At 31.8% G+C, this 23743-nt stretch carries 21 protein-coding genes; 1 reads left to right on the top strand and 20 read right to left on the bottom strand.

Features of this window, described 5'->3' with window-relative positions; all coding sequences use genetic code 11:
- Window positions 1–32: 32 nt before the first annotated feature.
- From EZV73_RS10245 to EZV73_RS10205, 9 genes are all read right to left on the bottom strand, one after another.
- Entirely contained in the window at window positions 33–2441 is a 2409-nt protein-coding gene (locus EZV73_RS10245) for an AAA family ATPase (protein ID WP_240840212.1), read from the bottom strand.
- The gene (locus EZV73_RS10240) at window positions 2431–3237 is read right to left on the bottom strand and encodes an ABC-three component system middle component 1 (protein WP_240840210.1); all 807 of its coding nucleotides are present in this window, start codon (window positions 3235–3237) and stop codon (window positions 2431–2433) included. Before EZV73_RS10240 ends, EZV73_RS10245 begins: the two co-directional genes overlap by 11 nt.
- Window positions 3230–4855 (bottom strand): ABC-three component system protein, encoded by a 1626-nt coding sequence (locus EZV73_RS10235; protein WP_240840209.1) that lies wholly within the window; start codon window positions 4853–4855, stop codon window positions 3230–3232. Before EZV73_RS10235 ends, EZV73_RS10240 begins: the two co-directional genes overlap by 8 nt.
- A 251-nt stretch (window positions 4856–5106) precedes the next feature.
- Window positions 5107–5526 (bottom strand): hypothetical protein, encoded by a 420-nt coding sequence (locus EZV73_RS10230; RefSeq protein WP_240840207.1) that lies wholly within the window; start codon window positions 5524–5526, stop codon window positions 5107–5109.
- A 12-nt stretch (window positions 5527–5538) separates the two neighbouring features.
- A complete protein-coding gene (locus EZV73_RS10225) occupies window positions 5539–7488 on the bottom strand; it encodes an AAA family ATPase (protein WP_240840206.1) in 1950 nt (649 codons plus the stop codon).
- The gene (locus tag EZV73_RS10220) at window positions 7478–7654 is read right to left on the bottom strand and encodes a hypothetical protein (RefSeq protein ID WP_240840205.1); all 177 of its coding nucleotides are present in this window, start codon (window positions 7652–7654) and stop codon (window positions 7478–7480) included. The genes EZV73_RS10225 and EZV73_RS10220 overlap by 11 nt, the downstream gene beginning before the upstream one ends.
- On the bottom strand, window positions 7641–9758 hold the full coding sequence (locus tag EZV73_RS10215) for a DEAD/DEAH box helicase family protein (protein WP_240840204.1): 2118 nt from the start codon (window positions 9756–9758) through the stop codon (window positions 7641–7643). The genes EZV73_RS10220 and EZV73_RS10215 overlap by 14 nt, the downstream gene beginning before the upstream one ends.
- Before the next feature lies 1 nt (window position 9759).
- Window positions 9760–11640: a hypothetical protein gene (locus tag EZV73_RS10210; RefSeq protein WP_240840203.1), complete on the bottom strand. Its 1881-nt coding sequence runs from the start codon at window positions 11638–11640 to the stop codon at window positions 9760–9762.
- 115 nt (window positions 11641–11755) lie between these two features.
- Entirely contained in the window at window positions 11756–11914 is a 159-nt protein-coding gene (locus EZV73_RS10205; RefSeq protein ID WP_240840202.1) for a hypothetical protein, read from the bottom strand.
- Window positions 11915–12013: 99 nt separating this feature from the next.
- On the opposite strand from EZV73_RS10205, the gene EZV73_RS10200 reads away from it, so the two are divergent.
- Window positions 12014–13006, top strand: a complete 993-nt coding sequence (locus tag EZV73_RS10200; RefSeq protein WP_240840201.1) for a helix-turn-helix domain-containing protein — start codon at window positions 12014–12016, stop codon at window positions 13004–13006.
- Between the two features lie 226 nt (window positions 13007–13232).
- Here EZV73_RS10200 and EZV73_RS10195 read toward each other — a convergent pair whose 3' ends face one another.
- The 11 genes from EZV73_RS10195 to EZV73_RS10145 all read right to left on the bottom strand — a co-directional run bounded on the left by EZV73_RS10195 (window position 13233) and on the right by EZV73_RS10145 (window position 23322).
- Complete coding sequence (locus tag EZV73_RS10195) at window positions 13233–16241, bottom strand: DUF3427 domain-containing protein (RefSeq protein ID WP_240840200.1); 3009 nt, start codon at window positions 16239–16241, stop codon at window positions 13233–13235.
- 37 nt (window positions 16242–16278) lie between these two features.
- Window positions 16279–16563: a hypothetical protein gene (locus EZV73_RS10190; RefSeq protein ID WP_240840199.1), complete on the bottom strand. Its 285-nt coding sequence runs from the start codon at window positions 16561–16563 to the stop codon at window positions 16279–16281.
- Window positions 16564–16928: 365 nt separating this feature from the next.
- The gene (locus EZV73_RS10185) at window positions 16929–17180 is read right to left on the bottom strand and encodes a hypothetical protein (protein WP_240840198.1); all 252 of its coding nucleotides are present in this window, start codon (window positions 17178–17180) and stop codon (window positions 16929–16931) included.
- A gap of 478 nt (window positions 17181–17658) precedes the next feature.
- Window positions 17659–18141 carry a hypothetical protein gene (locus tag EZV73_RS10180; RefSeq protein WP_240840197.1) on the bottom strand — a complete coding sequence of 161 codons (483 nt, stop codon included), beginning with the start codon at window positions 18139–18141 and terminating at the stop codon, window positions 17659–17661.
- 9 nt (window positions 18142–18150) lie between these two features.
- Window positions 18151–18738, bottom strand: a complete 588-nt coding sequence (locus EZV73_RS10175; protein WP_240840196.1) for a hypothetical protein — start codon at window positions 18736–18738, stop codon at window positions 18151–18153.
- On the bottom strand, window positions 18731–19615 hold the full coding sequence (locus tag EZV73_RS10170; protein ID WP_240840195.1) for a hypothetical protein: 885 nt from the start codon (window positions 19613–19615) through the stop codon (window positions 18731–18733). Before EZV73_RS10170 ends, EZV73_RS10175 begins: the two co-directional genes overlap by 8 nt.
- A gap of 28 nt (window positions 19616–19643) precedes the next feature.
- Window positions 19644–20231 carry a hypothetical protein gene (locus tag EZV73_RS10165; protein ID WP_240840194.1) on the bottom strand — a complete coding sequence of 196 codons (588 nt, stop codon included), beginning with the start codon at window positions 20229–20231 and terminating at the stop codon, window positions 19644–19646.
- A 96-nt stretch (window positions 20232–20327) separates the two neighbouring features.
- Window positions 20328–20798, bottom strand: a complete 471-nt coding sequence (locus tag EZV73_RS10160; RefSeq protein WP_240840193.1) for a hypothetical protein — start codon at window positions 20796–20798, stop codon at window positions 20328–20330.
- A gap of 44 nt (window positions 20799–20842) precedes the next feature.
- The gene (locus tag EZV73_RS10155) at window positions 20843–21451 is read right to left on the bottom strand and encodes a hypothetical protein (protein ID WP_240840192.1); all 609 of its coding nucleotides are present in this window, start codon (window positions 21449–21451) and stop codon (window positions 20843–20845) included.
- Between the two features lie 77 nt (window positions 21452–21528).
- Complete coding sequence (locus tag EZV73_RS10150) at window positions 21529–21882, bottom strand: hypothetical protein (protein WP_240840191.1); 354 nt, start codon at window positions 21880–21882, stop codon at window positions 21529–21531.
- 303 nt (window positions 21883–22185) lie between these two features.
- On the bottom strand, window positions 22186–23322 hold the full coding sequence (locus EZV73_RS10145; RefSeq protein WP_240840190.1) for a carbohydrate-binding domain-containing protein: 1137 nt from the start codon (window positions 23320–23322) through the stop codon (window positions 22186–22188).
- Between the last annotated feature and the right edge of the window lie 421 nt (window positions 23323–23743).

Here is a 23743-nt window from a genome sequence, read left to right as displayed (position 1 = left end):
AAACTATATTAATATCAATATTTAACTCGACATTAATACATCTCATTCTTAACGTTAAAAGACTGCCCTTTTAGATTATATTTCAAAAATTTATACAAAATATAATTTTCTTTATCTGTTTCATGAGTTGACAAAATTATCTGTTTTTCAGGAAAATCGTTCCTCAAAACTTCTATGAATGATGCTATATTGATGTCATCCATTGTTTGTACGGGATCATCAATCAAAATAAAACCAATATCATCCGTAGCTTCTGTTATATACCTTTTATTCATGGCAAAAAGGAATGATAGAACAAACCCTGACAGTTGCCCTGAACTGAATGTATTAAGGATATCATGTTTAGCATCACCATTAGAAACAAATCGCATCTCGTCTTCGTTAATAAACACACCAAGACCATTTTGATAATCCTGTAGTATTTTTCCAGTGTATATTAAGAGCGGAACTCTCAACTTATTAAGTACTAAATTTTTGTACTTGTTAATTTCAGCTTTATACGCACCTTTTAATACATCAAAGTTCTTTCGTATTTTTTCAAGTTTCTTCTGCTTAATAATTAATGTCTTTATTTCATTTTTGCATTGATTAATATCTGCATTTTTACTCAGATTATGCTTGAAAATAATGTAATCTATTTTATTCTTTATCTGTTCATGATCATTTAAATTAGGTTGGCCTACAGATAATAACTCAATATTTTTCTTATGTAGCTCATCGTATTTATATTTCACATTATTCGCTAAATATTCTAGGTTTTTATAGTCCGTTATTTTATCTTCAATGATTCTCTTAATTTCAATAATCTTACTCTTCTCATCAAGAGTTACCCAAGAATCTACTTCGCCCATATTTGCATGAATTTTCACAACATCCATCATACTCTTTTCTGATCTCAAAAACAGAGAATAATTACTTGAGGTGATTCTGACATTTTCAATTTCATCATCGTAATTTTGTCCTAAGACTTTACTAATTGATTCAATAATTAAATTAACACTATTTGAAAAATCTTTTTTCATTTGTGCTAATCTTGTTGCAAGGCGACCTTGGGAATTCTTCAACTGTGTACTCAATGATTTATATGCAGATTCTAGCATTTCAAGATTATCAAAAGTACTATTACAATAAGGACAATGAGCTGAGTTGGGATTATTCTTCCCTACTGTGTGTAACCTTTCTCTCGCTTCTATAATCTCATTAATTGTTCTGCTATTTTCACCTATGTTATTATTGACTGTCTTTATTTCCTCAACCTTATTATGTAGATCCTTTATGTCAGTGTCTGCTGGTATTATTTTAAGTTCTTGCAACTTAACTAAATCACCAATTTTGAACTTCGAGACATCTAGCTCTGTTCTAAAAAAATCACTATACTTAAATACATCTAACTTATAATTTAGCTCATCTATTCTGTCCTCAAGCTTTTTAACATCTATATCATCATCAACAATATAATCATGATATTTTATGTAGTTCTCTATGGCAACATTATTGTTAGAAAGATTCGAGATTTCATTATTTTTCTTCCAAGTTTTATAATCATTCATATCAGAATATAAATAATATAATGCATTGATTTCATCAATAAACACATCAATTTGTTTATCTGTTAAACTCTTTTCTTCATCGATTTCTACATCCCAATCTTTAACATTACTTCCTTCAGGATATTCGAGCAGTTTTCTATATGTAACTTCTTTATACCCTTCATTAGTGTTTTCAATTTTGATTTTTAGATCTTTTAACTTTTTTCCTAATTCAATTTTGGTTGACTTTATTTCGTCATTAATTAGAACTCCTTCTTTACTCAACCTACCACCAATCAACTTCTTATCTAGGTAATCAACTTTTGAATCTACTTTGTCTGTTTGAAGAAGCTTCGTCAAGCTATTTTTTCGATTGGAGATATTGTTCTTCAAAAAATGTACTGATTCGGCCTGTGATACATAATAATAGATGTTGAAATGTTCTTTAATATAGTCCAGATATTCGAATTCAGAAATGTCTTTCTTCCACGTCAAGCTTGAACTGATAAAATCATTGAAATTACTAATATCAATCGTACCTTCGATATATGTAAATCTTAATGCAGTATCAATTGTTAATCTTGTAAGTCCATTATCGATTTCAGCGATAATTGTTACTCTATCTTTTGATTCCTCTATCAGAGTTAATACCAAATAGCCACATTCTGAAGATGTATTCAGCAATATGTTTTTGCCAAGATTTGTTCTACCATCTTCTATTTCTGAGTTAAGACGTGTTATGTTCTTAGTAAAAATTAGTTCTATAGCATCGAAAAATGTCGTTTTACCAAATCCATTAGGTCCAGAGAGTATAACAGGATTAATATCTTGTTTAAAATAAAACTCATAGAACTTTTTTTCATCAAAGCATTTAAAATTCCGCACTTTTAAACTTTCAATTTTATAACTCACTTTTTACCCCCTTTAACATTTTCTGAAGTTCTTTATCTACAGTTTCATCTTCCATTGAAAAGTCGTCTTCCAACAAGAGGATTTCATCAATGCTCAACTCTTTTTTGTCAAGAATCTTATGATATTTCAGAATCTCATCACCTAATTTTTTTTCAACTTGTTTTTCTATAGGATCTGGAGCTAACTCCGTTTTGAACTTATACTGCAAAAATGGTAACTTTGAAAACATTCTAATTGCTAAACCATATGTACTATCTAAAGATTTACTTCTAACTAGATTAAAGTAATTTTCTTGACTATCTACTATTTGACACAATGCATCAAGTATCGATCTGTCTCCGTATTGGTCTAATGCAATATTTAGTTGCTCAACTTGATTCTCTGTATATGGTAGAACATATCTCTTAAAATAATTTGGTGATTCTTCAATAGAGTACACTGCATTTCTATAGTTGCTAAGCTTATCTATATTATTGAATTGCATTAAATAAATAGCAGATGTGTTCTTATCAATCTGGCTTGCTTCTTGAATATTGCTAAAAGAATTAATTAAACTCTGCTTCAATGTATAATCTAAATCATCTGATTTAGTAGCATAATCTTTTTCTAGTTGCTCCAATGCATTTAAAACCTGTAATTCATTATCTTCAAATCCACGACAATCTATGGTATATACTATAAAGTAATTTGCAATTTCTGGATTTTGATGTTTATAAAACGAAATAGAAGCTCTTCCAATATCACTTACCTCTTCATACATATATGAATTGAATATTTTCTCAATCAATTTATTCATTATCAATTAACTCCTTTTCTGCAACATCTTTACTTATAAGTTTTATAACTTTGGATTTATTATAGTTCTTCTTTTGACTATCTATCGAATCCGACGTTAAATCCTTCATTTCACTTAGCTCATTCGAACCCATAGCATTGAATTTAATCTGATTATATGTGTAATCATCTTCATTGAGTCTATCCGTAATTAAGACATCACTTTCGTATATTAAGAGCTTATCTGCATCATTGAGACCCAACTCATTCTTTAACTGTAATTCAAAATCCTCTATATACTCATTCTCATCTAGAGTTAATCTATAAATCAAATCATTCTTTTTAGCTAAGATAACATTAGAATCATAGTATTTCAATCCATCGATATTCTTTAACAATGCAATAAACAAATTATTCACCACAGCGTCCCTAGGCAAATTATTCTTAGGGGTTCTCAACAACAGTTTGTATAAAAAATCCTTTTTTTCACCATAGCTCCTGTTATTGATAATTTCTTGCATTTGTTGATATAAGTTGCATTCATCTATGGTCTCACAATTATCACAATTATCCTCAGAACATTTTGTTCTCATACTTGTAGGATATTTTGCAAAAGTTTCCTTAATAAGTTTAAGAAGAACATAATACATATAGTCAGTAGTGTTACTTTCCGCCTTATGATCTTTTTTTATTACTTCAAGAATATCCCCAAATCCTATTTTACATGCATTTTTTTTGCTTTTTGTGTTGTGTTCACTGATCACATTTTGAGAAAGTATAACAATCGCATCATAAACAAATTGAAAATACTCCTCATCATAGTATATCTCACCCTCGGGATGAAGTTTTTTTAGGATCCTATCAATAAGCTTACATGATTCCAAAATAACATCCTTCGGCTTATCAAATTTACTACTATATACTTTCCACAGGTTAGAATCTGTTTTACCATTTAGTTCATCTTTGTATAAATTTAATTCTTTCACAATATCGTCAACGGCATTGACAACATCGTCCCTTTCCTTATTGCAAGTATCGTCAACGACATTGACAACATCGTCCCTTTCCTTATTGCAAGTACACGCATGATCAAGTATTTTATAAGCAGATCCTTTAGGTGTATTAAATGAGATTTTACTTATTAAGATGTACTTATCCTCTTCAAGTTTATATCTTAAGTCTTTTTTATTTAACTTTATCTCTTCAGATTCCTCTAACTTCTTTATTTTTTTAGAGAACTCCTCTTTTGTTATTACTTCTTTACCAAATGTTAGTAAAAGTTTATCAATATACTCTAATGTTTTAGAAACAAAATCGTTTGCTATCACTATTGATGTGTTAACATGAAAAAAAGCCTCATCAGCACCATACTGTAACTTCGATAATATAAAACATGCCTTATCAGAATCATTTAGATTAACAGCACCTTCCTTAACCTGATGCAAACTTAAATATTTATCGCCTTTTATTATCGAAAAATCTTCTTCCCCTTCAATACCTAATTTATATAAACTGATGTCGTATTCATTATCTGCTTCAATTTCATAACACATCTGATTTAAAGTCATGTATAAAGCAATATGCCGTTGATACTCAAAGCCCTCCCAAGATGGAATAGCACTAATCGGTGCAATTATCATTCCTAAGCTCCCTTCTTTGCTATATGTTTTCCACTGATATATAATCTGTCGATAGAAGCAAATGTAATAATAACTTGAAATTATACTAAGTGATATGATGAATCCTCAAAATATCTAGTACTAATTTAATCATTAATTATCACATAATAGTAATTTCAAACAACTAATCGAAATAGATCTCTGTTTCAATATTTAACTTAACAACTCCATCTGACATTAATAAGATATTATAGCTTCTCTTTATCATTACACTATTTAACATAAAACTGACTATCTAATTCTCTTATTAGCTCCCAAAGCGACTCTTCTTCATTCTTATTATCAATATAATCCTCTATGACCTCAAAGCCTGTATTTGCAAGTTCTTGAACTTCGTTATAAACAAATGATTTATCACCTACTTCTTGAAGACCATGTTTATCGTTAGATCTAAATATTGTATAAGCATACATCAATGCTTTGGTTTGGCTACTTATGGATCCATCTAGCATTAATCCTTCAATGTTTTTTATAGGTGTAGGTATTGTATCTAAGCCAAGAGCCATTGCGAAGTTAAACAACATGCTTCTAGAAGTATTGTTTTGACTCAACTCAAGAAAGTTTGTTTTGTCTATTTTTCCAATTATCTCCCTAGTTTTTTTTGATATATTTAGTCTATCTGTTTTTTTCAAGATTTCACCTCACTAACTATATGTCGTATATTTTTCATTTTCGGTTTCTAACATTACGCTTGAAGAAGCTACTGGCTTAAATATCTCTCTAATATCTTTAGAGTATTCATCCGGTGAGAACGTTAAAATGATTTGCTTACTCTTGCTGATATCACTTAACACATTTGCAAAGTTAACTCTGTTAACATCTGATACTCTTGCAACTGGCGTATCTATGAAAAGTAATGACTTAAATCCTGAAACCTCATGTAAGGCTAAAGTAAATGATAATGCTAGTAGCGATCTTTCTGCAGCACTACAAGAACCCACACATGGATAACCATCCACATGATAAAGATCTAAAACATAATCATCACTTAACGCAATGTTCTTATAAGTGTTTTTCTTCCAAACAAGTTCTTGGAAGAAATCAGTCGTTCTGTTTTCCATCCTCGACTTAACATCTTTCATCATCTCAGTTTCAATATCTTCAACAATTGTCTTAGCGTTCTTAGAAAACCTGATAAGATTCAATAAATCCGCACATTCCTTTTGCTTTTCCATCGCACTAGATAGATTTTTCTGCAGTTTGTCTAAATCATTGTTATGGTTGCTTAATCGATCTTTATAAACTCCTAAAGATTCAGTATTTGATTTTAGAAGTTCTATGTGATTTTGTCTTTCTAAATGCCAATTAGCAACTTGTTCTTTATTGGTAAACTTTGATAGTTTATCATCCGTTTCTCTAAGCAAAGTATCATTAGCACTAAGCCTCTCTTCATTCATTCTTATCTGACCTAATAATTTTTCTTTCTTTTCAGGATATAGTTTAGCATCTTCTACAACTCTCTCTAACTCACTTTTAATGTTTACTAGAGTATGAGAGACATCACTAGATACTGAAAGTTGTGACATAAATGTATCAATACGTTCTTCAGCAGTTTCATTTAGATCGTTGCCACAAATAAAACACGTATGATCAATAAGCATTCTTTTAAGCAAGTTAATATCGATGTTAGGAGGCAAAGAATTGTTTTCCTCTTTTTCTCTTATGATATCTAAAGATTCTTTTGCAATAGGATAAAACGACAGAATTACTTTATAATTGACAATAAACTTTTTTAACTCAGAATAAAGGTCATTTCTTTCTTTCTCGAGTTCTGTCTTTATCTCCTGATACATTTGGAACTTCTCTTCTAGATCCGCCAGATCTTCTTGTCCTCTAAGTAACTGTGTATTCTTGTCGATAATATCATTAGAAAGATGTATTTGACCCTCAAGCTCACCAATATCTTTTTTTACCTTAGTTATCATGTTCGACTTGTCATCGATCTCCGAGTTGATTTTCTCGATGTTAGGTGACATTTTACCTGCAGATTTTTCTTTTTTACTAATTACATTACCCAGTCTATTGCTAATTCTCGTAAGCATGTCAACTTGTGATATTGTATATACTGAATCTTTAATTCTAGTATTTTGATCCGCTAAAAAATAATTATGTAACTGCTCACCATCAAAGTAAAAATACTCTCTAATCTTTTCTGGCATGAATCTATTAACAAACGAAGAAGCTTCTTCACCTTCGTAAGGAACAGTATCTTTATGTTCGTTGCAAACTTTCACGATAAAATCATCTTGTAGCTCAAAGCCACTATCTGTGTTAAACTCAACAGACCTATAAAATTTGACCGGATTCCCATTGGCTTCAGCACCAATATTCACTTCAACTTTTACAATTTTTTCACCATTTAACTTAGCTTCTTTTTGAGCTTCCAAATTAAATTTTGGAAGGCTTCTTGAATCATCACCTAAATGAGGTTCTTCCCCATACAGACACCATGTAACCGCATTAAGTATATTAGTTTTACCGATACCATTCTGACCAATTATAATATGAAGATCATTCTCTGTACGTTTAGGGAAATCAAACCTAAGATTTTTATACTGTCTAAAATTCTTTATTTCTATATATTTAAATCTCATCGTTTCCTCCTTCGCAAAATCTCTCTAATAATTGATTATAATCTTTGTCGTACCAACCTCTACCTTCACTCTCTATTTGTAACAAGGCGATTAAAAAATCCCTGGTACTTTTATCGTTCATAGTTTTTTCATCTAATCTTTTTAAAATCTCTTTATTTAGGGCCATTGATCAACCTCCTATATTTTTGATTTACTTCATCTAATACATCAGCATTATTAATTGCATTCCTAGACATTTCTAAAACTCTAACCAAATCCTTATTAAATACCTCTATTTCAAATTTCTTCAACTCTGCATGTTCGATTCTGGAGAGATCTGGTTCCACGATAATGTCGTATATATATGCTCTATCTTTGTTTTCAGATTGTCTAATCACTCTTCCGATTCTCTGAATATACTCTCTTGGATTTGTACTATTTGCCATTAGTACTGCAATTTTAGCGCTTGGTATATCAATCCCTTCATCTAGACATTTGATTGCAACAAGAGCATCATAGAAACCTTCTTTAAACTTATTTATTAGATACTCTCTTTCACTCAATCCTTTATACCTTTTATCAGGAAGTTTTCCCTGTTTCTGAGTAAACCTATGAGCATCAATATCATGACTACTTAAAATATCCATAACGCAATCAATCTGTTCTTGAACAACAAAAACAATCACATTCCTTAAATAAGACAAATCTCTAACTAATCCTAACAAAGCTTGATACTTTTTATTTGCACTCTTAACAATATTTGATCTCATAAATAGGAGATTTTCATAAGTTTCCTGATAACTGTCACTATCTCTACTATAAGAATTCATCTTTCTTATCTTATTTGATAATTTCATATAGTCGTCTAATTCCTCATCTGTTAAGGATACAAATATAGGTTTGTAATAATAGTTAACAAGAAAAGGTTTACCAGTAAGAGGATTTTCATTTATAAGAGCATCTCTTATGGTAAACTCAAAGGACTTAGAACCAAAGTATTCTCTTAAATACAAGGTACCTACATCATCAAACCAACGACTCGGTGTAGCACTTAAGCCTATACGATACTTGTAACTATCAAGTAAAGCTTTCTTTCTTTTACTTGCACCTAATCCATGGACTTCATCACCAATAAACATAAAATCTATATCCGTCAGCAATTGAACTGGTACAATAAAATCTTCCTTACATGATGTTACATGATTAGTATAAATAATAATCTTAGTGTAAAAACCAACCTCGATTTTATTTAATAAGCTTTTCAACACAGATCGCCATTTGGCATTGGTTCCATCTATAACTGCTGCTTTATCAAAAGGTAGTCCGATTTGCTCTATTTCTTTTTTCCATTGAAGTGATAATGTACTTTGTGGACAAGAAACAATACAGACAAACTTTGAAGTCTCCGTGATTACTTTATGAATACATCCTATAGCCGTTCTAGTTTTTCCAGTACCAGTTGCCATTTCAAACAAGAGATTATATCCATTATCAATCCACGTATTCAAAGCTTCTTTCTGATAACTAAACAAATTAAGCTTGCATTTAATCTCATCCTGTTTTCTATCGTTTTTGTATTTCTTTGCAATGAATTTCTCAACATCAAAGTCTGAACTTAAATCTATGAGTTTCTTTCTGATAGCTTCTGAAACACTATGAATTTTTACATCTGTTCTCTCAGCCTTCCAAAACCTATTAAATCGCTTCTGATCATCTTTTAGATAATCCGCTTGTCCATCTATCCAAGATCTAAAAACTTTAAATTCTTCAATGTTTTTTAGCCATCCTTTAGCAGTTTCATTAATGGATCCACTAAACGAAATAAAATCTCCATTTACATCTTTTAAAATACCTACCTTCTGGTGAAACAAGGCATCTAAATCATAATCTTTATTATCATTAACTGGCATCACCACTTTAATCTCTAAATGTTCATTACTCAACATCCAACCAAGAGCTTTCAAATGATCCTTTTCAAACTCATTTTCTATCATATCCAGTTCTGAAATGAACTTATCCTCATAAGATTTTTTAGGTAATGCATTAACCGAATCTATGATTCTTATATCTTCAGGTGATAACCGAGGACTAACTAGAATCCTCATCTTACCACCATTTTTAATAAGACCTGCTATGCCACGTGCAGAAACAGCTAAACTCGTTGATGTAAAGTAACCTGCTATTCTGTCATAACTATAAGCTTGTTCTAAAACAGGTACATAGAATGAATATAGCAAATCTACCTCACCAGAATCATAAGTATAGTTCAGTTCTATGTTTCTAAAAGACAAATTACACCCCCAAGATATTATCAAACACTATTTCAAAATCACTATCACTATGTGCTTTCACGTGTCTGAATAGATCAGCAATGTTATTCGATCTTCTTAATGCTGTCTTTTCAGACAGTATCACTAAATAGTCACTTAATGAACATTCTCTTTTTTTTGCATCTATTAAGGCATGTTGCACCAATGGGATTCTAAGCATCAATCTAGCAGTCAAACGTTCTTTGTCCTCCTGTGATATCTTCAAATAAGATTTACCTAAAACTGATAATTGAATGTAATTGGTTCTACCATCAATTGTTATTGCAGCTAAATCCATTAAAGTAGCAAGTTTAGAATGATTTTCACCGTATTTTTTAAATGCACCTTCTTTTTTCTTCACACGCTCTAAATAGAAACCCAAATCTTCAAAACGGATGCTTTCAGGAACATTCCCCAATATATCTGGTGTTCTATACAAAGCATCATCTAACTTACTGTATTGAGGAATATTACTTGGTAAAATCTTTTCCAACTCATGTTCACTAATTAATTCTACCAACTCAGCTATAGGTGTACTTAGCAAAACCTCAATAAACCAGTCGGCAATCTTACTACATTCTATTTCATTGCAATCACCATTACCATAGATCAAACACTGTAAATCCATCTCCTGTAACAAATAATCTCTTAACACTAAACTTCTATCTGTGACACCATGAAAGGCATCAAGCCACATTTTTTGCTCAATTTTACAAATCTCACAATCATTTTTATGAGCATACTTTCTACCATATCCAAAAGAACAATCATATTCATTCAGTTCATCAAATCTTATATCAAAATACTTCTTTGCAACATCTGGATGTTTCGTCTCAAAATCAACCATTGCCTGAAATGCAGAACAATAAGTACTTGATGTTTTATGGTAGCTTTGATTCGCCTCACAAAATTGTCTAAAAGACTTCTTCTTAAAAAAGTTAGGTTGATTACACCATCTTGCTAATTGAATGTACATCGATTTGTAATCACTATCTAAATAATCCTCATAACGCATAATATACGGCAGACAACCATATTTCATTAATATCTTTATTCTCTCAAATGTATTTTCTATATCTTTTACATCTTGTGATTCATAAGCACAAAGCACATATAACTTAGTTGTCTTTGTAGTATAGTGTTTCCAAAGTTTCAGCTTCTTTTCAATAATCTCTCTATCTTCAATGTGGTCAAAAGCAAATATAAAATCTCCATGATACTTTGAGTTAGAAAGCATATAAGCTTTTTCTTTAGTCATCAATCGAATATCAAGACCTTGCCTAAATTGAAATGGCTTACCAGTAGCATTTAACTCAGCAAGCACTTCTCTCCACCCTGAAAAAGCTAAAAAATTATCATCCCACAGGTAAATATAAGGCTTTTCTTCATCTAAGAACTCAGTAACTAAAGAATGCCTGACTGCTCTATCGTATTTTTTATTAACACAGAACTCACATTTTCTAAAACAACCACGCGAAGTAAAACCAATAGAATAATGCTTGTAGTCACTATAACTTGATTCTCTTTTTCCCTTTGATACTTGAACCGCAATATAATCATCATACAAGCTATAATCTGGCATATGGTGCTCTATTTCGTCAGCTAAAGATTCACCGCCATCTTCATAAAAGCCAGTACCTCCTAAAACAACATTATCCACACCATAAATATGCTGTGGGACTTTAGTAAAGTTAAAAACTTTAGATATATAAACAACGTCATACTCTTCTAAACTCGAGTAATTACGTAACAACTCAACATCTTCTCCATTAGCCTTATAATAACCACTTAACTTCATCAAAGCCAAATTTGGATGTCTGGTTCCACCATCTAATAGATCCGCATCGATTATTCCAATCGCCATATTTTCACCTCTTAATTATAATTTATGCTAATTCATATTAACCAAATATTGAACATTTTACCATTTACAAGATAAAAAAAAGCATTATGAATAAACATAATACTTTTTCTTGTTATTAAAAAACTAATGGAATATCTTCTTTATCTCCACCTTTTGCATATTCTAAACTGGCATTCTCTTTTAAAGATAGGTAATTAGTACTAAATGCAAGTGCATTAATTGTCAAAACTGCGGCTAAGACAATAACTGTTATGTCTTTCACTTTCCTTGTCATGTTAACTCCTTTTTTCAATTTTCTTTCTTACAGATCAATGTTATAATTGATCCGAAAGAAAAAGATCCGAAGAGATACGGATCTTTGAAAGGTGAAAACATGATATACGAACTTGATTATGACCTCTTAAAATTTGGAGACATATTATTTAAAATTAGAAGCAACAGAAAACTGACTCAAAAAAAAATAAGAGAAATTACAGGTATTCATCCTGACACTATAAAAGGTATTGAATATGGTCAAAGATTTCCTACTTTAGATACACTGAATAAACTTGGTGACTTATACCAAATAAACTTATTAAACATTCTGTCAGAATGTAAATTGGAAAACGACCCCTTTCTAGGCAGGATCATAAGTAAAATTAACTCTATTTCATACTTAGATGAAATAGAACAAGTTGACGATCAAATCATTCAACTCGAAGAATTCTGTGCTCTTCATAATAACTCGTTACACCCTAAAATTAAAATTAGAATTGAGCAATTAAAGATATTATCAAATACAATTAAGATCAAGAATAAGAAAGATGTAGTAAACACATTAGAACTTGAACGCTTATGTCATAAAGCATTGCAAATGAATCATCCAACTTTTAATGAATGTCGACTGAATGAAAATTATTATAGTTTACTTGAAATTCGCTTATTATTTGTTTTGGGAGCTTCTAAAGCTCGACAAGACAAATATAGAGTTGCAACTGAAATAGTAGAGTATGCAAATAAGCAGCTACACTATCAATATCTATCAGACAAAACCTTGTTGCCCGATATACTGAATGGATATTATACTCTTTCATATCATTACTTTTTTGAAGATAAACACTTAGAGGTTATTAAAACTTGCGATAAGGCAATTCAACTTGCGAACCAACAATATACAACAAAATTTCTCCCTCACTTTCATTTTAGAAAAGGAATATCACAATTCAAAATGAATATCGATGGTTACATGAAGAACCTATTATTATCAATAGAATATCTGAAATTAAATGGCGACAACTTATTAATAGATAAGTTTAATCAAGTCCTTAAGGAGAAATACAACATAGTGCTAGATCAAGAAGTTTCAACAATCAAATCTATAAAATGAACATATTATTTCTTCTATGTTAAAAAACAGTGATCTAATAAAAAGTAAATGTAGAATAATAATTCTGTAATAAACATGATCCCAGTGTACAACATAATCTAAAACACCAGTCTCTATCATTTGCTATCAGTATTTTGATAATACATAAAGAATGTAAAAAAAAGCCGTATTAAATGGCTTTTCTTGCGGTTTTATTAATTTTTCTAAGATTGGATGAATTTTCTTTCTATTCCACTAACTTAAGTTTACTTTCTCTAATGATTCTTTGTGGGATTTTTTCATCTAGTTTCCAAACCATCTTTATTGGTTTACTACCAGAATGTGATACATATCTCGCCCTACCTAAAAAGGTGTATGGCATGGTCTTTTTATATTGTTGTTTAGCTTCTCTTACAAATAGCAAGACCTTATGATTCGGGTCATTTGATATATACCTTTTACCGGTCGGAGAATTTGTGCTTGTTGTAGATTGAGACTCCCAATGAAAGAGTTCATCTGATATGGCGTAGTCATTGTACATAGTAGACTCTAAGTAGTCCCCTTCCATCTTGTTGATGGTCACAAAGAAGATATCAGTATCTTTATCTTTTACATAGAAAACACCTTGTCTAAGTGGATACTTCTGATTCTCAGTATTAACATCAAGAGCCGCTAATATTTGATCTAAGTGATAATCACCGTATAGATCAAGTGGCAAATCATAGCCTATGTCTACTCTCTTTTTGATAAGCTTTTGATGCTTTAACAGGTAATCAATGAGTTCTAAGGCTTCTTTTACAAGCGATGAGTTCTTCTTAATAAACTTGTTAAAACTGTCTTCATAAGTAAGCTCAGGCTTATCAGAGCAGAGCGTGTAATGAAGCATGCCTGCCATATTATTTTTAATCAGTTCTTTGTTCTTAAAACATGAGCCTACATACATTAAAAACTCGCTTGAGTTTACTGCTGATAGTCTTCTTAAAAAGACCTTTTTAAACTTATCCTCTGCTTGATAGTCTTTAATGATGCCTGCATAATGACACAGATCGTAAAAAGTATAACTTGAATAGAACTGTTTTAAATCGAGATGATACATGTTAATGAAGTTCTCTAAATTCAGTTCTAAGTCGTAATGTTGATCAAACATTTGAAGCATTCTTCTTAAAGAAGTTTTGTTGATTGTAGATGATTGAATGTTTCTAAGTATGTGTTCCACTGCAACTTTTTCAAGTTGAATAGAACAGCCAGTTGGCATGTTAGGAAACTCATTTTCAATCTCCCTTTTTAGAGTGTGTTTTGATTTACCTATAAGCGATCTAAACTTCATAGAGAAGTCATACTCTTTGTTTTGTCTACCTACAAAGTCAAGAACTGTTAGAGCCTCTTTATCATCCGTTAATCTTAGACCTCTTCCTAGTTGTTGTAAAAATACAGTCATAGATTCAGTAGGTCTTAAGAACATAACCGTATCTACTTCAGGTATATCTACACCTTCATTGTACAAATCAACTACAAAGATACACTTGATATGGCCTTTAAGAAGCTTGGTCTTCACTTGTGATCTAAGTTCTTTAGAATAATCACTATCTAAGTTAACAGACGGAATGCCTGCTTTATTAAACCTATCAGCCATGTAGGCTGCATGCTTTTTAGTTATGCAAAAGCCTAAAGCCTTCATTTCATGAACATCTGTTACATATCTATCAAGAGACTTCAATATCTCACCTACACGTTGATCATTCTTAGTATAGATGTTTTCTAACTCAGCAGGTAAATACTTACCTCTTTTAAAAGCCATATGTTCTAAGTCTACTGAATCCGATATACCAAAGTAATGAAATGGTGATAAAAGCTTTCTGTTAATAGCTTCAGACAGTCTTATCTCAGAGGCTATTCTATTGTTAAAATGAAGCGTTATATCATTGCCATCCATTCTTTCAGGTGTTGCTGTAAGACCTAATAGTACTTTTGGTTTAAAGTAATCTATAATACCTAGATAAGAAGATGCACTGGCATGATGGGTTTCATCTAAAACAATGTAATCAAAGTGATCTTTGTTATATCTTAAAAACTTTGAAGCTCTAGAAAGCGTCTGTACTGTACAAAAGACATGAGAGTTATAGTTTGGTCTATCACCACCAATCCACAACTCACCAAAGTTCTGATCTTTTAAAATCATTCTAAATGTTGCCATAGACTGTTCTAATATCTCTTTTCTATGAGCAATAAATAGTAACTTGTCATCTCCTGATTTAGCAAACCTCTTATAATCAAAAGCAGAAATAATAGTCTTACCAGTACCTGTTGCAGCTACAATTAGATTCTTATAAGAATTATAAACCTGTCTTTCAACAGTTAGTTCATCTAGGATCTCTTGTTGATAAGGATATGGCTTTAAATCAAAGTAGCCTAAATGAAAAGAAGTTTCTTTAGGTTTAAGCGCCTCTATTAATTGATCTTTTAAGACATCGTTATTAGGATCAAAAGTAACAAACTCATCATCATTCCAATAGGAGTCGAAGATTCCTTGAAACTTATTCATAACATCTGGAGAGGTATACTCTGATATCTTTACATTCCATTCAAGGCCTGAAGATATGGCTGCCTTTGAAAGATTAGATGATCCTACGTAAGCAGTAGAAAAGCCAGTTGATCTTTCAAAGTAATAGGCTTTAGCATGCAACCTAGTTCTTTCAGTATCAAAAGTTACCTTTACTTGAGTATTAGGTAGTTTAGACAGTCTTTCTATAGCTTTATAATCACTAGCCCCCATATAAGAAGTTGTAATGATTCTTAGCTTATTGTTCTTAGTAAAAGCTTCTAAGTCATCTAATATAAGCCTTATACCACTGTACTTAACAAAAGATATTAGAAGGTCTATTCTCTCAGAAGTTCTAATCTCTCTTTTTAGTTCAGATACTAATGTAGGTTCACCCTTTTTACCAGTAAACAAAGAAGAAAAGGCAATAGATGTTAAAGGTCTATTATCAGTAAGTTCTTTAATGAGGTCTTCACTTTCATGAACACCTAAAAGCAACTCTGGATTAACAGCTTCTTTATCTAGTAGTCTATAAAGATCTCTATAAAAGGTAAAGACTTGATCTTTGTTCAAACCCTCTAACTTCTTTCTAAGAAGTACTTCATACTCCTTAGAAAGCACCTTAGGCATCTCAGATACTTCAATATTTTCTTTTTTTATAACTTTATCTGTTTCCTTTACATCTAGTAAAGGTATTTCGTATAATCCGTTTTTCATATATCACCTATTAGTAATCCATTCCATTTGAACATTATTACTTACGCCCAATAACTGTCTCTTCTTCTTCAGCTTTTAACTTCTTCTCTTTTCTCTGTTTGTAAAATCTTTTAAGAATAAGGTAATCAAGCCTAATATATAATATGCCTATGGCTATAATCAACACGAGCAAGGGAGTCGGTGTCTTATAATAGAAAACTTTATCATTAAAAAGAGAGATTATATATATTGCATATATTATATGACCCACAAGTAGAATATAGTTTTCAACAAAACCAGCTTTTTCTTTAAGATAAATCCTAAATGAATATTTAAACCTCATACCAAAACCTCCCCTTTTGATTGTTAGCTTCCACTCTAAGCAAAAAGAACAGATACCCATTGCACTGGCAACGGTTCTCTGCTCAATTATTTAACATAATCTGCGTTTAATATCATATCCATATTCTCTCACTTATTAATATATCAACCAACTATATTATATCTTATTATTCCATAATATGCTATAAAATTGGATGATAATGGTACTGGTTCTTAAAATTCTACTAACATCAGGCAGCTCTTAATCTGATAATAATCTATAAATAAGGTGAACTACAGAATCTAAATCATCATTGAAATTTCAAGCAATCTATTATATAATGAAAACAAGAAAAGCCGTTATAAACGACTTCTCTTGTTTGGTGCTTACTCATCTTTCTTGTCAGGGTTGGATGAGTTTTTTCCGTTTTTGTAGGTCTCTACTTCAACAGAATCACCATCAAACTTAACTTTAGATTCAAAGCCAAGTTTTGCTAAAATAACAATCATAGCTCCAATAATAAGTAATACTGCTATTAAGTACGCTTTTAGCATTGATAAAACAATCAACAACAAAGCAAAAATACAGAGCATTACTATCATTTCAAGACTGATTCTAGCATGTTTTCTCCCATTCATGTGCCTTCCTTTCAATTCACCATGTTTAGGTCTTAGAGAACTTAACTATTTAAGCTCCCAGTCGACCTAACATGACTTATATCCATTAAGAACACCAGCAAGATGAACACCATTTGCTATAGCACATCTACATAATACGTCATCTACCACAAATTGTCAAATTATTCCATTTTGTAAACACAACACAGATATACTTCATAACTGAACTGTATTATCTTTCTGAACCAACTTGTAAGTCGATGCGCTTGAAATCTCCTACTCAATCCATAACCTCTAGTCTATTAGTATGTCTTCAGAAATCATCTGTTTTTCCAATGTTTGAACCCTACTTCATCATGAAAAATTCATCTCTATCCAACTTCTCAAAATAATATCAATCAAAATACGCTTTTAATATTGCCATTAATGCCTTTGCTCGATCATTTAATCTCCCATCATTATATATGTTCAAGACAAATGATCTTTTTTATCTATTATTCTATTCCAAGTTTCCTCTAGAAATCTTCTTTTCTCTAACTCTAAGAACAATAAAACTAGCTATTAATACTGCTCCTATTATGAAAATGAGGTAGTGTCCAAATACAAAGTTCTTGTATGACTTATTCTGAGTCGTTGCGCCAATGGTGAGATTACCGCGTTCTAATAGACTTTCATCAAATGTTTGGTTTAAGTGGTTTGTGATATAATCAAGTTTTTCTATTTCCATATGTGGCATCTCAATGGTCATGTGATAGTTACTAGTGTCATAGCTTATCTGAATATCTTTCTCTTTAAAGTCTGTTATAGAAAGTATATGATTCATGATCTCTTCTTTATCGACTATTGATATCATCTTATACTCTATAAGAGATCCGCTTTGATCTTCCGGTATAGCAAAGCCAAGCATATATAAAGAGTAGAAAACAAATACAGCCCCGATTGTTAATAATAAGAGTTTATGTGATTTCATTTTGACATCCATATGGTCCTTCTATACCTCTATATCTATTGTCCTAGTAGATTCTTCCCATAGGATCCACTGGTTCTTGATTCTGTTTAGGGTAAACATAAAACGGATCTGTAGCACAAAGACAACAATGGCTACTATAACCGTTATGCCTGATACCATACTAACAGGTACTATCATAACAGTCGAAAGTGCAAGTATAGATAAAGCATTAATAATGGCATATTGATTGGTTTCTTGTACAAGCTTTTCTATGATGACCTTATCAGCCCTATGTCTATAAGCTCTTATAGATGCGTTGTAGATAATAAGACTTAGACCAGCACTTAAGATCATGGTTACTATCATAGAAACATATCCAAACATGCTTAAACTAGCAGAGTTAATTGGATTATTTGAAAAGTATAGATAAGTAGTATAGACCATCATCAATCCACTGATTACTGAACCTAATTGAAGGTCCAGAGACTTTTCTTTTTTATTAAACATCATCAAGCCTGTTAGAATGAAAAAGAAACCTAGAGGATCTGGCAGTATGTCTATGACACCTAGGTTAATATCAAATAAAACTAATAAAAAACCTGTAAAGATCTTTTTATAAATACTAGTCATTCGCTTCCCTCCACATCTTTACAAAAGCTTCTACAGATTCGTCTGGTAATACACCAGTCGTAAAATGATAATATACTTTAAAAGCTTCTTCTTGGTCTTGTTCATAATAAATCACTGGACACATGTCGCTAAAACGCCATTGCTGGTTGATATCGTCTCTAATAGCATCATAGTTAACTTCTAGACCTCTACCTACTTGAATGGGTTCTTTCATATTTACTATATCTTCGTAGCTATAAACTCTATTACCATCTACTTTAATAGAAAGCCTGACATGGTCCTTATGTGGTTCATATGTGGTTAGATCAAAACCTGTTATATAAACAGTACCTTTTGTTTCTAAATCACCTGAAAAGCTATAGTCGCCACTACTTGCACCATCATAACTCATTGTTTTTTCTTCATATTTACCTAGTGTCACTTCACCAATGGCGACATCTAATGTGGATTCATCATCAAAGTACAAGGTTGCATTTGTCAGTATGATGTCCCCCTCTTCATGAAGCTTATCTGCAAAAGTTTTATCAAACTCAAATCTTATATACATGTCACAATATGTATAAAAACGTCCTTGTCCTCTTACAACAGTGTTGTTGTTTTGAAAGAAAGACCACATATCATCTCGAGGTTTAACATCATAGGTTTGATCTAGTCCATCAAACTTAATAGCTATTAGTTTTCTTTCATCATACTTGTCTTTGACGTATTGAACCTGAAATTCCGGATATGAGTTTTCATGAACACTTATCTTTTCATATCTTCTTATATAAATCGGTTCATCAATTCTCATATTCATAGCGTATACCAGGTTAAGGCCTACCGATATTAGAATCAAGACCAGTATAAAACCTAGTATTTTCTTTGTGTTTTTAGTCATTCATTCACTCCTACTTCTAAAGTTCTATTTATAGCTCGTAATCTATACGTGACCTTGATTCTTTCCATACAAGGTATTGCTTTTTCACACTATACAGCATGAAAAGAAAACGTACATTTAAAATGAAAAATAATAAGGAAGTCACTGCAATTATATTTATACGCCAACTATATGGTACGATCATTACAGCTATCATGGCTAAGATGTTCACTGTATTTATGACAGCATATTGATTGCGTTCTTTTATCAGCTTATCTGTAAGAACTTGATTGGCCCTGTGCTTATATTCTCTTATAGTCACATTGTAAACAATGACACATAAACTCACACTGAAAGTCATGTTAAGATTCATAAACATGTACCTGAATACAGAGATATCATTTAGCATTATTGTCATATCTACAAAGTAAAGTAAGGTTGTTGAAATTATCATCCAAACACATAATATCAAACCAATCTTTTCCTGTGTGGATTTTTCTTTCTTATATAGAGCAACAAGGGCTATTAGTATCAAAATGAAACCAATAGGATCTGGTATAATATCTTTTCTAACCAATGGAAAATCTAGTACAACAAATAAATAGCCAATAAAAAGCTTTTTATAGATATTAGTCACTTGTATTTCTCCTTTATTTAAACCTCATCATTCACTTACGCTATCATACCATTACGTAAACTGAAAAAGCCTTAGAACTTAACTTGTCATAAAATGTTATCGTATATTGTATTTCTTCCCATCCTTATGATTTAAATACATATAGGCTATAAGAAGAATGAAACCAGTAATAAAGATGATGTATTGACCTATAGTGTAAATCATATAAGAAGAGCCTTCCTTTTTTACACCTTCACTGGTCGTAGTAGATGAAGTACCTTCTTTCAAGATAGGAAATCTTTCTAGACATCCATCACTTAAAGAGACAGCTTTTTCTTGGCTCATGTATGGCATTCTTATAACAATACCGTATTTGTCAAATATAATCTCTATCTCAGATGGAGCAAAGCCTGACTTGACACTCAAGTAGTCCATCAAGTCATTTTGGTCTACAGACTCAGTCGTTTCATAGGTTAGATGAGTCCATCCTTCTTCCCATACAACAGAAGTGTTTATAATAAAGAAAAGTGAATAAAGCATCATCATAGCGCCCACAACTAACATGAGTAATCTTTTTTTCATTTTCATTTGAAACCTCCTACTCTATAATTTAAACAAAGATATCTTTATGATTAACAACCTTGAACAATAAGCTCTTTATCATACTTTGATGCATAAAAAATCATAAACTGTTCAAGCAGTTCTTTTTTCTTGAAGTCACTTACGTCTACATCAAGATCTGATGAACCGAAGTTGATGCCAATTAATCCACTTTTGTCATACTTTAAGATAATTGTCCTTACATCCTCTTTATCTAGGATGAAGGCCTCGCGCCCTCTGCCACCGTTTGTGTTGTCAAGATTATATCTAATTTCATGGCCAGGCTTATGCAGCGGATTATCAAATTTCAAAGCCACTGTGTTATGATTTAAATGTTTGATAAAGATGATGATGACAGCAAGTGTTACTGTCCCTGTCATCCCCTTCATGTCTACATACAGAAAGCCTATACTTAGAAGTAGATAACCAATCAAAAGAGGTATCATATTTCCAATCACTGCATACAAAGATGTTTTGACTTCAACCTTATTACCTACTTCTAGATACGAAGGCATCACCCAGTCATCAATATCTAATTTGTAATCAGAAGGATTCACATTCAAAAGGCCTTCAGCTTTTACTTGGTCTATATAGTCATCAATATGCGGATGACTTCTTTCACTTTTCTTACTCTTTTTCATGCTGCCACAAAAAAGACAATGGTCTTTTGTCATGGGAACATCTTTACTACAAAATGCACAAATACTCATAAATCCACCTATAAAATTACATAATAAGGATTGCTTCTTCTGCCACCACCATGAATCTGATCTATATGACCAATCTCTTTTAAAACCATAAAGCAGAAAGTACAGTTACATGAATGACCATTATGTTTAGACGAAAAGGCCTGCGGCTTATACAGCTTCATCTGAGACGTTGAACAGACACCTCCAGAAAACTTAATCACGACATCCTCAATGTCTTCAAACTTTAAAGTGATATTAGAATTACCTCTTTTATAAACCACTTTTGTATCATCCACGCTCATGATTTCTGAAGTGCCTCTTAAAGGATTGTTAAGCACTTGTCCAACTTTTAACTGATCTTTTAACTTCATAGTAATGCTCATAATGCCTCCTCTCTATAAACAAAAAGAACAGATACCCATTGCCACTGCAATGGTCATCTGCTCTATATTCTATACATGTAGTGTTTTAAACTGGTTATCATATATATCACTCGCTTTTCATTATCTCAACCAGTTTTATTATATATCAAATTTCCAGCATATGCTATTAAATTGTTTTAAAATGGTAATTCTTAATGCTTTCTACATCCTATTTTAAGCTTTGTACATTTTTTTTAGCCTTTGATAGAGATTCTCATATTATAAGCCAACTCCTAACTATTAAGTAGATCCACTTGATCTTAGTTACCTTTTCTTACGTCCTTGCTGCATACTTAACTCAGTTACAAGTTCATTGTTAACAGTAACTTCACCACCATTTAGTTCTGCTGTACCATCTGCATCAAAAGCTGACACAGCATTAACAGAGATCACGCCACCGTTGATATATAAATCGCCGTTTGAATCAAAGCCATCCGTATCACCTAGTGCCATTTCAATATCAATTTGGCCACCATTTACTTGGAACATAACATCTAGAGAACTCTTCTGTGTCGCATTGATGCCATCGTCTGTTGAGTAGATTTTAATATTACCATCATTAATAATGACTTGAGTAGCTTCTAGCCCTTCACTACTTGTCTCAACTTGAATGTCTCCACCATCAATTTGAAGATATGATTTTGCTCTAATCGCATCATCTGAAGCCGAGATCATAAAAGTTCCACCTGAAATATAGATGTTGCCAAGTGTATCATCACTATTGTTTTCAGAATGCAGACCATCCTTGTTACTTGTGATGCTGATGTTACCATCTGCTATACGAATGGAATCATTGGCTTCAATGCCACTGCCTTCAGAGATGATATTCAGGTTACTACCAGTGATCTTTAAGTCATCCTTAGAATCAACTCCATTTCCTTCAGGCGCTTGAATATCTAGAGACCCAGTCCCATTAAATACTAAATCACCTTTAGAAAATATAACTGCATCTGCCGCTTCATCCATGGCTTCCTCTACAATCATTACGTTCTCATTAACACTTGTTATAAACACCTTGTCAGCTGAGATAACATTTATAATAGATTGATTGTCATTGATAATTTGAACACCATCCAATACCACTTGTACTTTTTCATCTTCTACATCAACCACTATACTTGTATTTTCACTTTGTCCTGTAAAAACATATGTCCCTTCTTGGTCAATGATTATTTCATTTGAATCTGTAAGCTCTATGTAGACAGCCTCTGACGCATCATATGTCTGTAGTAAGTCCCTTTGGGTAAACATATCATCTTCAATTTCTACAGGAGTAGATTCATTGTTTTCTTTTGATAATACTGTGATCACAGGTTGACTTTCGATATTTTCTTCAAGTGCTTGAGACTGACAGCCTGTCAGTAAAATGATTGCAACCAAAACTAATAATATCTTTTTCATATAATAACCTTCTTTCTTGTCCTTTTATGTATTCATCATAAGAGATGAACTTATAATGAACTTAAAGTGCAGTATAGAATTATTTAGTTTTATGCATATGAAGTTCATCATGCTTAAACTGTCAGAGAAGAATCTGTTTGAGGCTAAGTAATCAAGAGAATTTAAGTATATTGATCCGTTTAACAGTAGTCCTTATTGTGCCTGTGTAGAACATAGCAATGACTACGAAGATATGATTGCTATTACAGATAAGGCTATTCATTCAAAAGAAATTGTCGCTTTAGATGTGGTTTTTCTACTTATAGACATAATTCAAACATCAATAGTGTACTTAAATATCTAGACTATAAGTCAAGTGAAACTAATAAGGCCTTTGTTGATTTGACCTTTAAGAAATACAGGCGATTAATTGTAGATTTAA

Origin of the sequence: Acidaminobacter sp. JC074, from assembly GCF_022496765.1 — a bacterium.
In the GTDB taxonomy this organism is placed as follows: Bacteria; Bacillota; Clostridia; order Peptostreptococcales; family Acidaminobacteraceae; genus JABXKX01.
The sequence above is the reverse complement of the archived record's forward strand: the minus strand, read 5'-3'. Positions and strand labels throughout refer to the sequence as shown.

Coding starts and splice junctions, on each gene's coding strand:
- EZV73_RS10240 (WP_240840210.1), bottom strand. CDS start 3,237: ATGAATAAATTGATTGAGAAAATATTCAATTCATATATGTATGAAGAG.
- EZV73_RS10235 (WP_240840209.1), bottom strand. CDS start 4,855: ATGATAATTGCACCGATTAGTGCTATTCCATCTTGGGAGGGCTTTGAG.
- EZV73_RS10225 (WP_240840206.1), bottom strand. CDS start 7,488: ATGAGATTTAAATATATAGAAATAAAGAATTTTAGACAGTATAAAAAT.
- EZV73_RS10220 (WP_240840205.1), bottom strand. CDS start 7,654: ATGGCCCTAAATAAAGAGATTTTAAAAAGATTAGATGAAAAAACTATG.
- EZV73_RS10210 (WP_240840203.1), bottom strand. CDS start 11,640: ATGGCGATTGGAATAATCGATGCGGATCTATTAGATGGTGGAACCAGA.
- EZV73_RS10205 (WP_240840202.1), bottom strand. CDS start 11,914: ATGACAAGGAAAGTGAAAGACATAACAGTTATTGTCTTAGCCGCAGTT.
- EZV73_RS10200 (WP_240840201.1), top strand. CDS start 12,014: ATGATATACGAACTTGATTATGACCTCTTAAAATTTGGAGACATATTA.
- EZV73_RS10195 (WP_240840200.1), bottom strand. CDS start 16,241: ATGAAAAACGGATTATACGAAATACCTTTACTAGATGTAAAGGAAACA.
- EZV73_RS10190 (WP_240840199.1), bottom strand. CDS start 16,563: ATGAGGTTTAAATATTCATTTAGGATTTATCTTAAAGAAAAAGCTGGT.
- EZV73_RS10185 (WP_240840198.1), bottom strand. CDS start 17,180: ATGAATGGGAGAAAACATGCTAGAATCAGTCTTGAAATGATAGTAATG.
- EZV73_RS10180 (WP_240840197.1), bottom strand. CDS start 18,141: ATGGATGTCAAAATGAAATCACATAAACTCTTATTATTAACAATCGGG.
- EZV73_RS10175 (WP_240840196.1), bottom strand. CDS start 18,738: ATGACTAGTATTTATAAAAAGATCTTTACAGGTTTTTTATTAGTTTTA.
- EZV73_RS10170 (WP_240840195.1), bottom strand. CDS start 19,615: ATGACTAAAAACACAAAGAAAATACTAGGTTTTATACTGGTCTTGATT.
- EZV73_RS10160 (WP_240840193.1), bottom strand. CDS start 20,798: ATGAAAATGAAAAAAAGATTACTCATGTTAGTTGTGGGCGCTATGATG.
- EZV73_RS10155 (WP_240840192.1), bottom strand. CDS start 21,451: ATGAAAAAGAGTAAGAAAAGTGAAAGAAGTCATCCGCATATTGATGAC.
- EZV73_RS10150 (WP_240840191.1), bottom strand. CDS start 21,882: ATGAGCATTACTATGAAGTTAAAAGATCAGTTAAAAGTTGGACAAGTG.
- EZV73_RS10145 (WP_240840190.1), bottom strand. CDS start 23,322: ATGAAAAAGATATTATTAGTTTTGGTTGCAATCATTTTACTGACAGGC.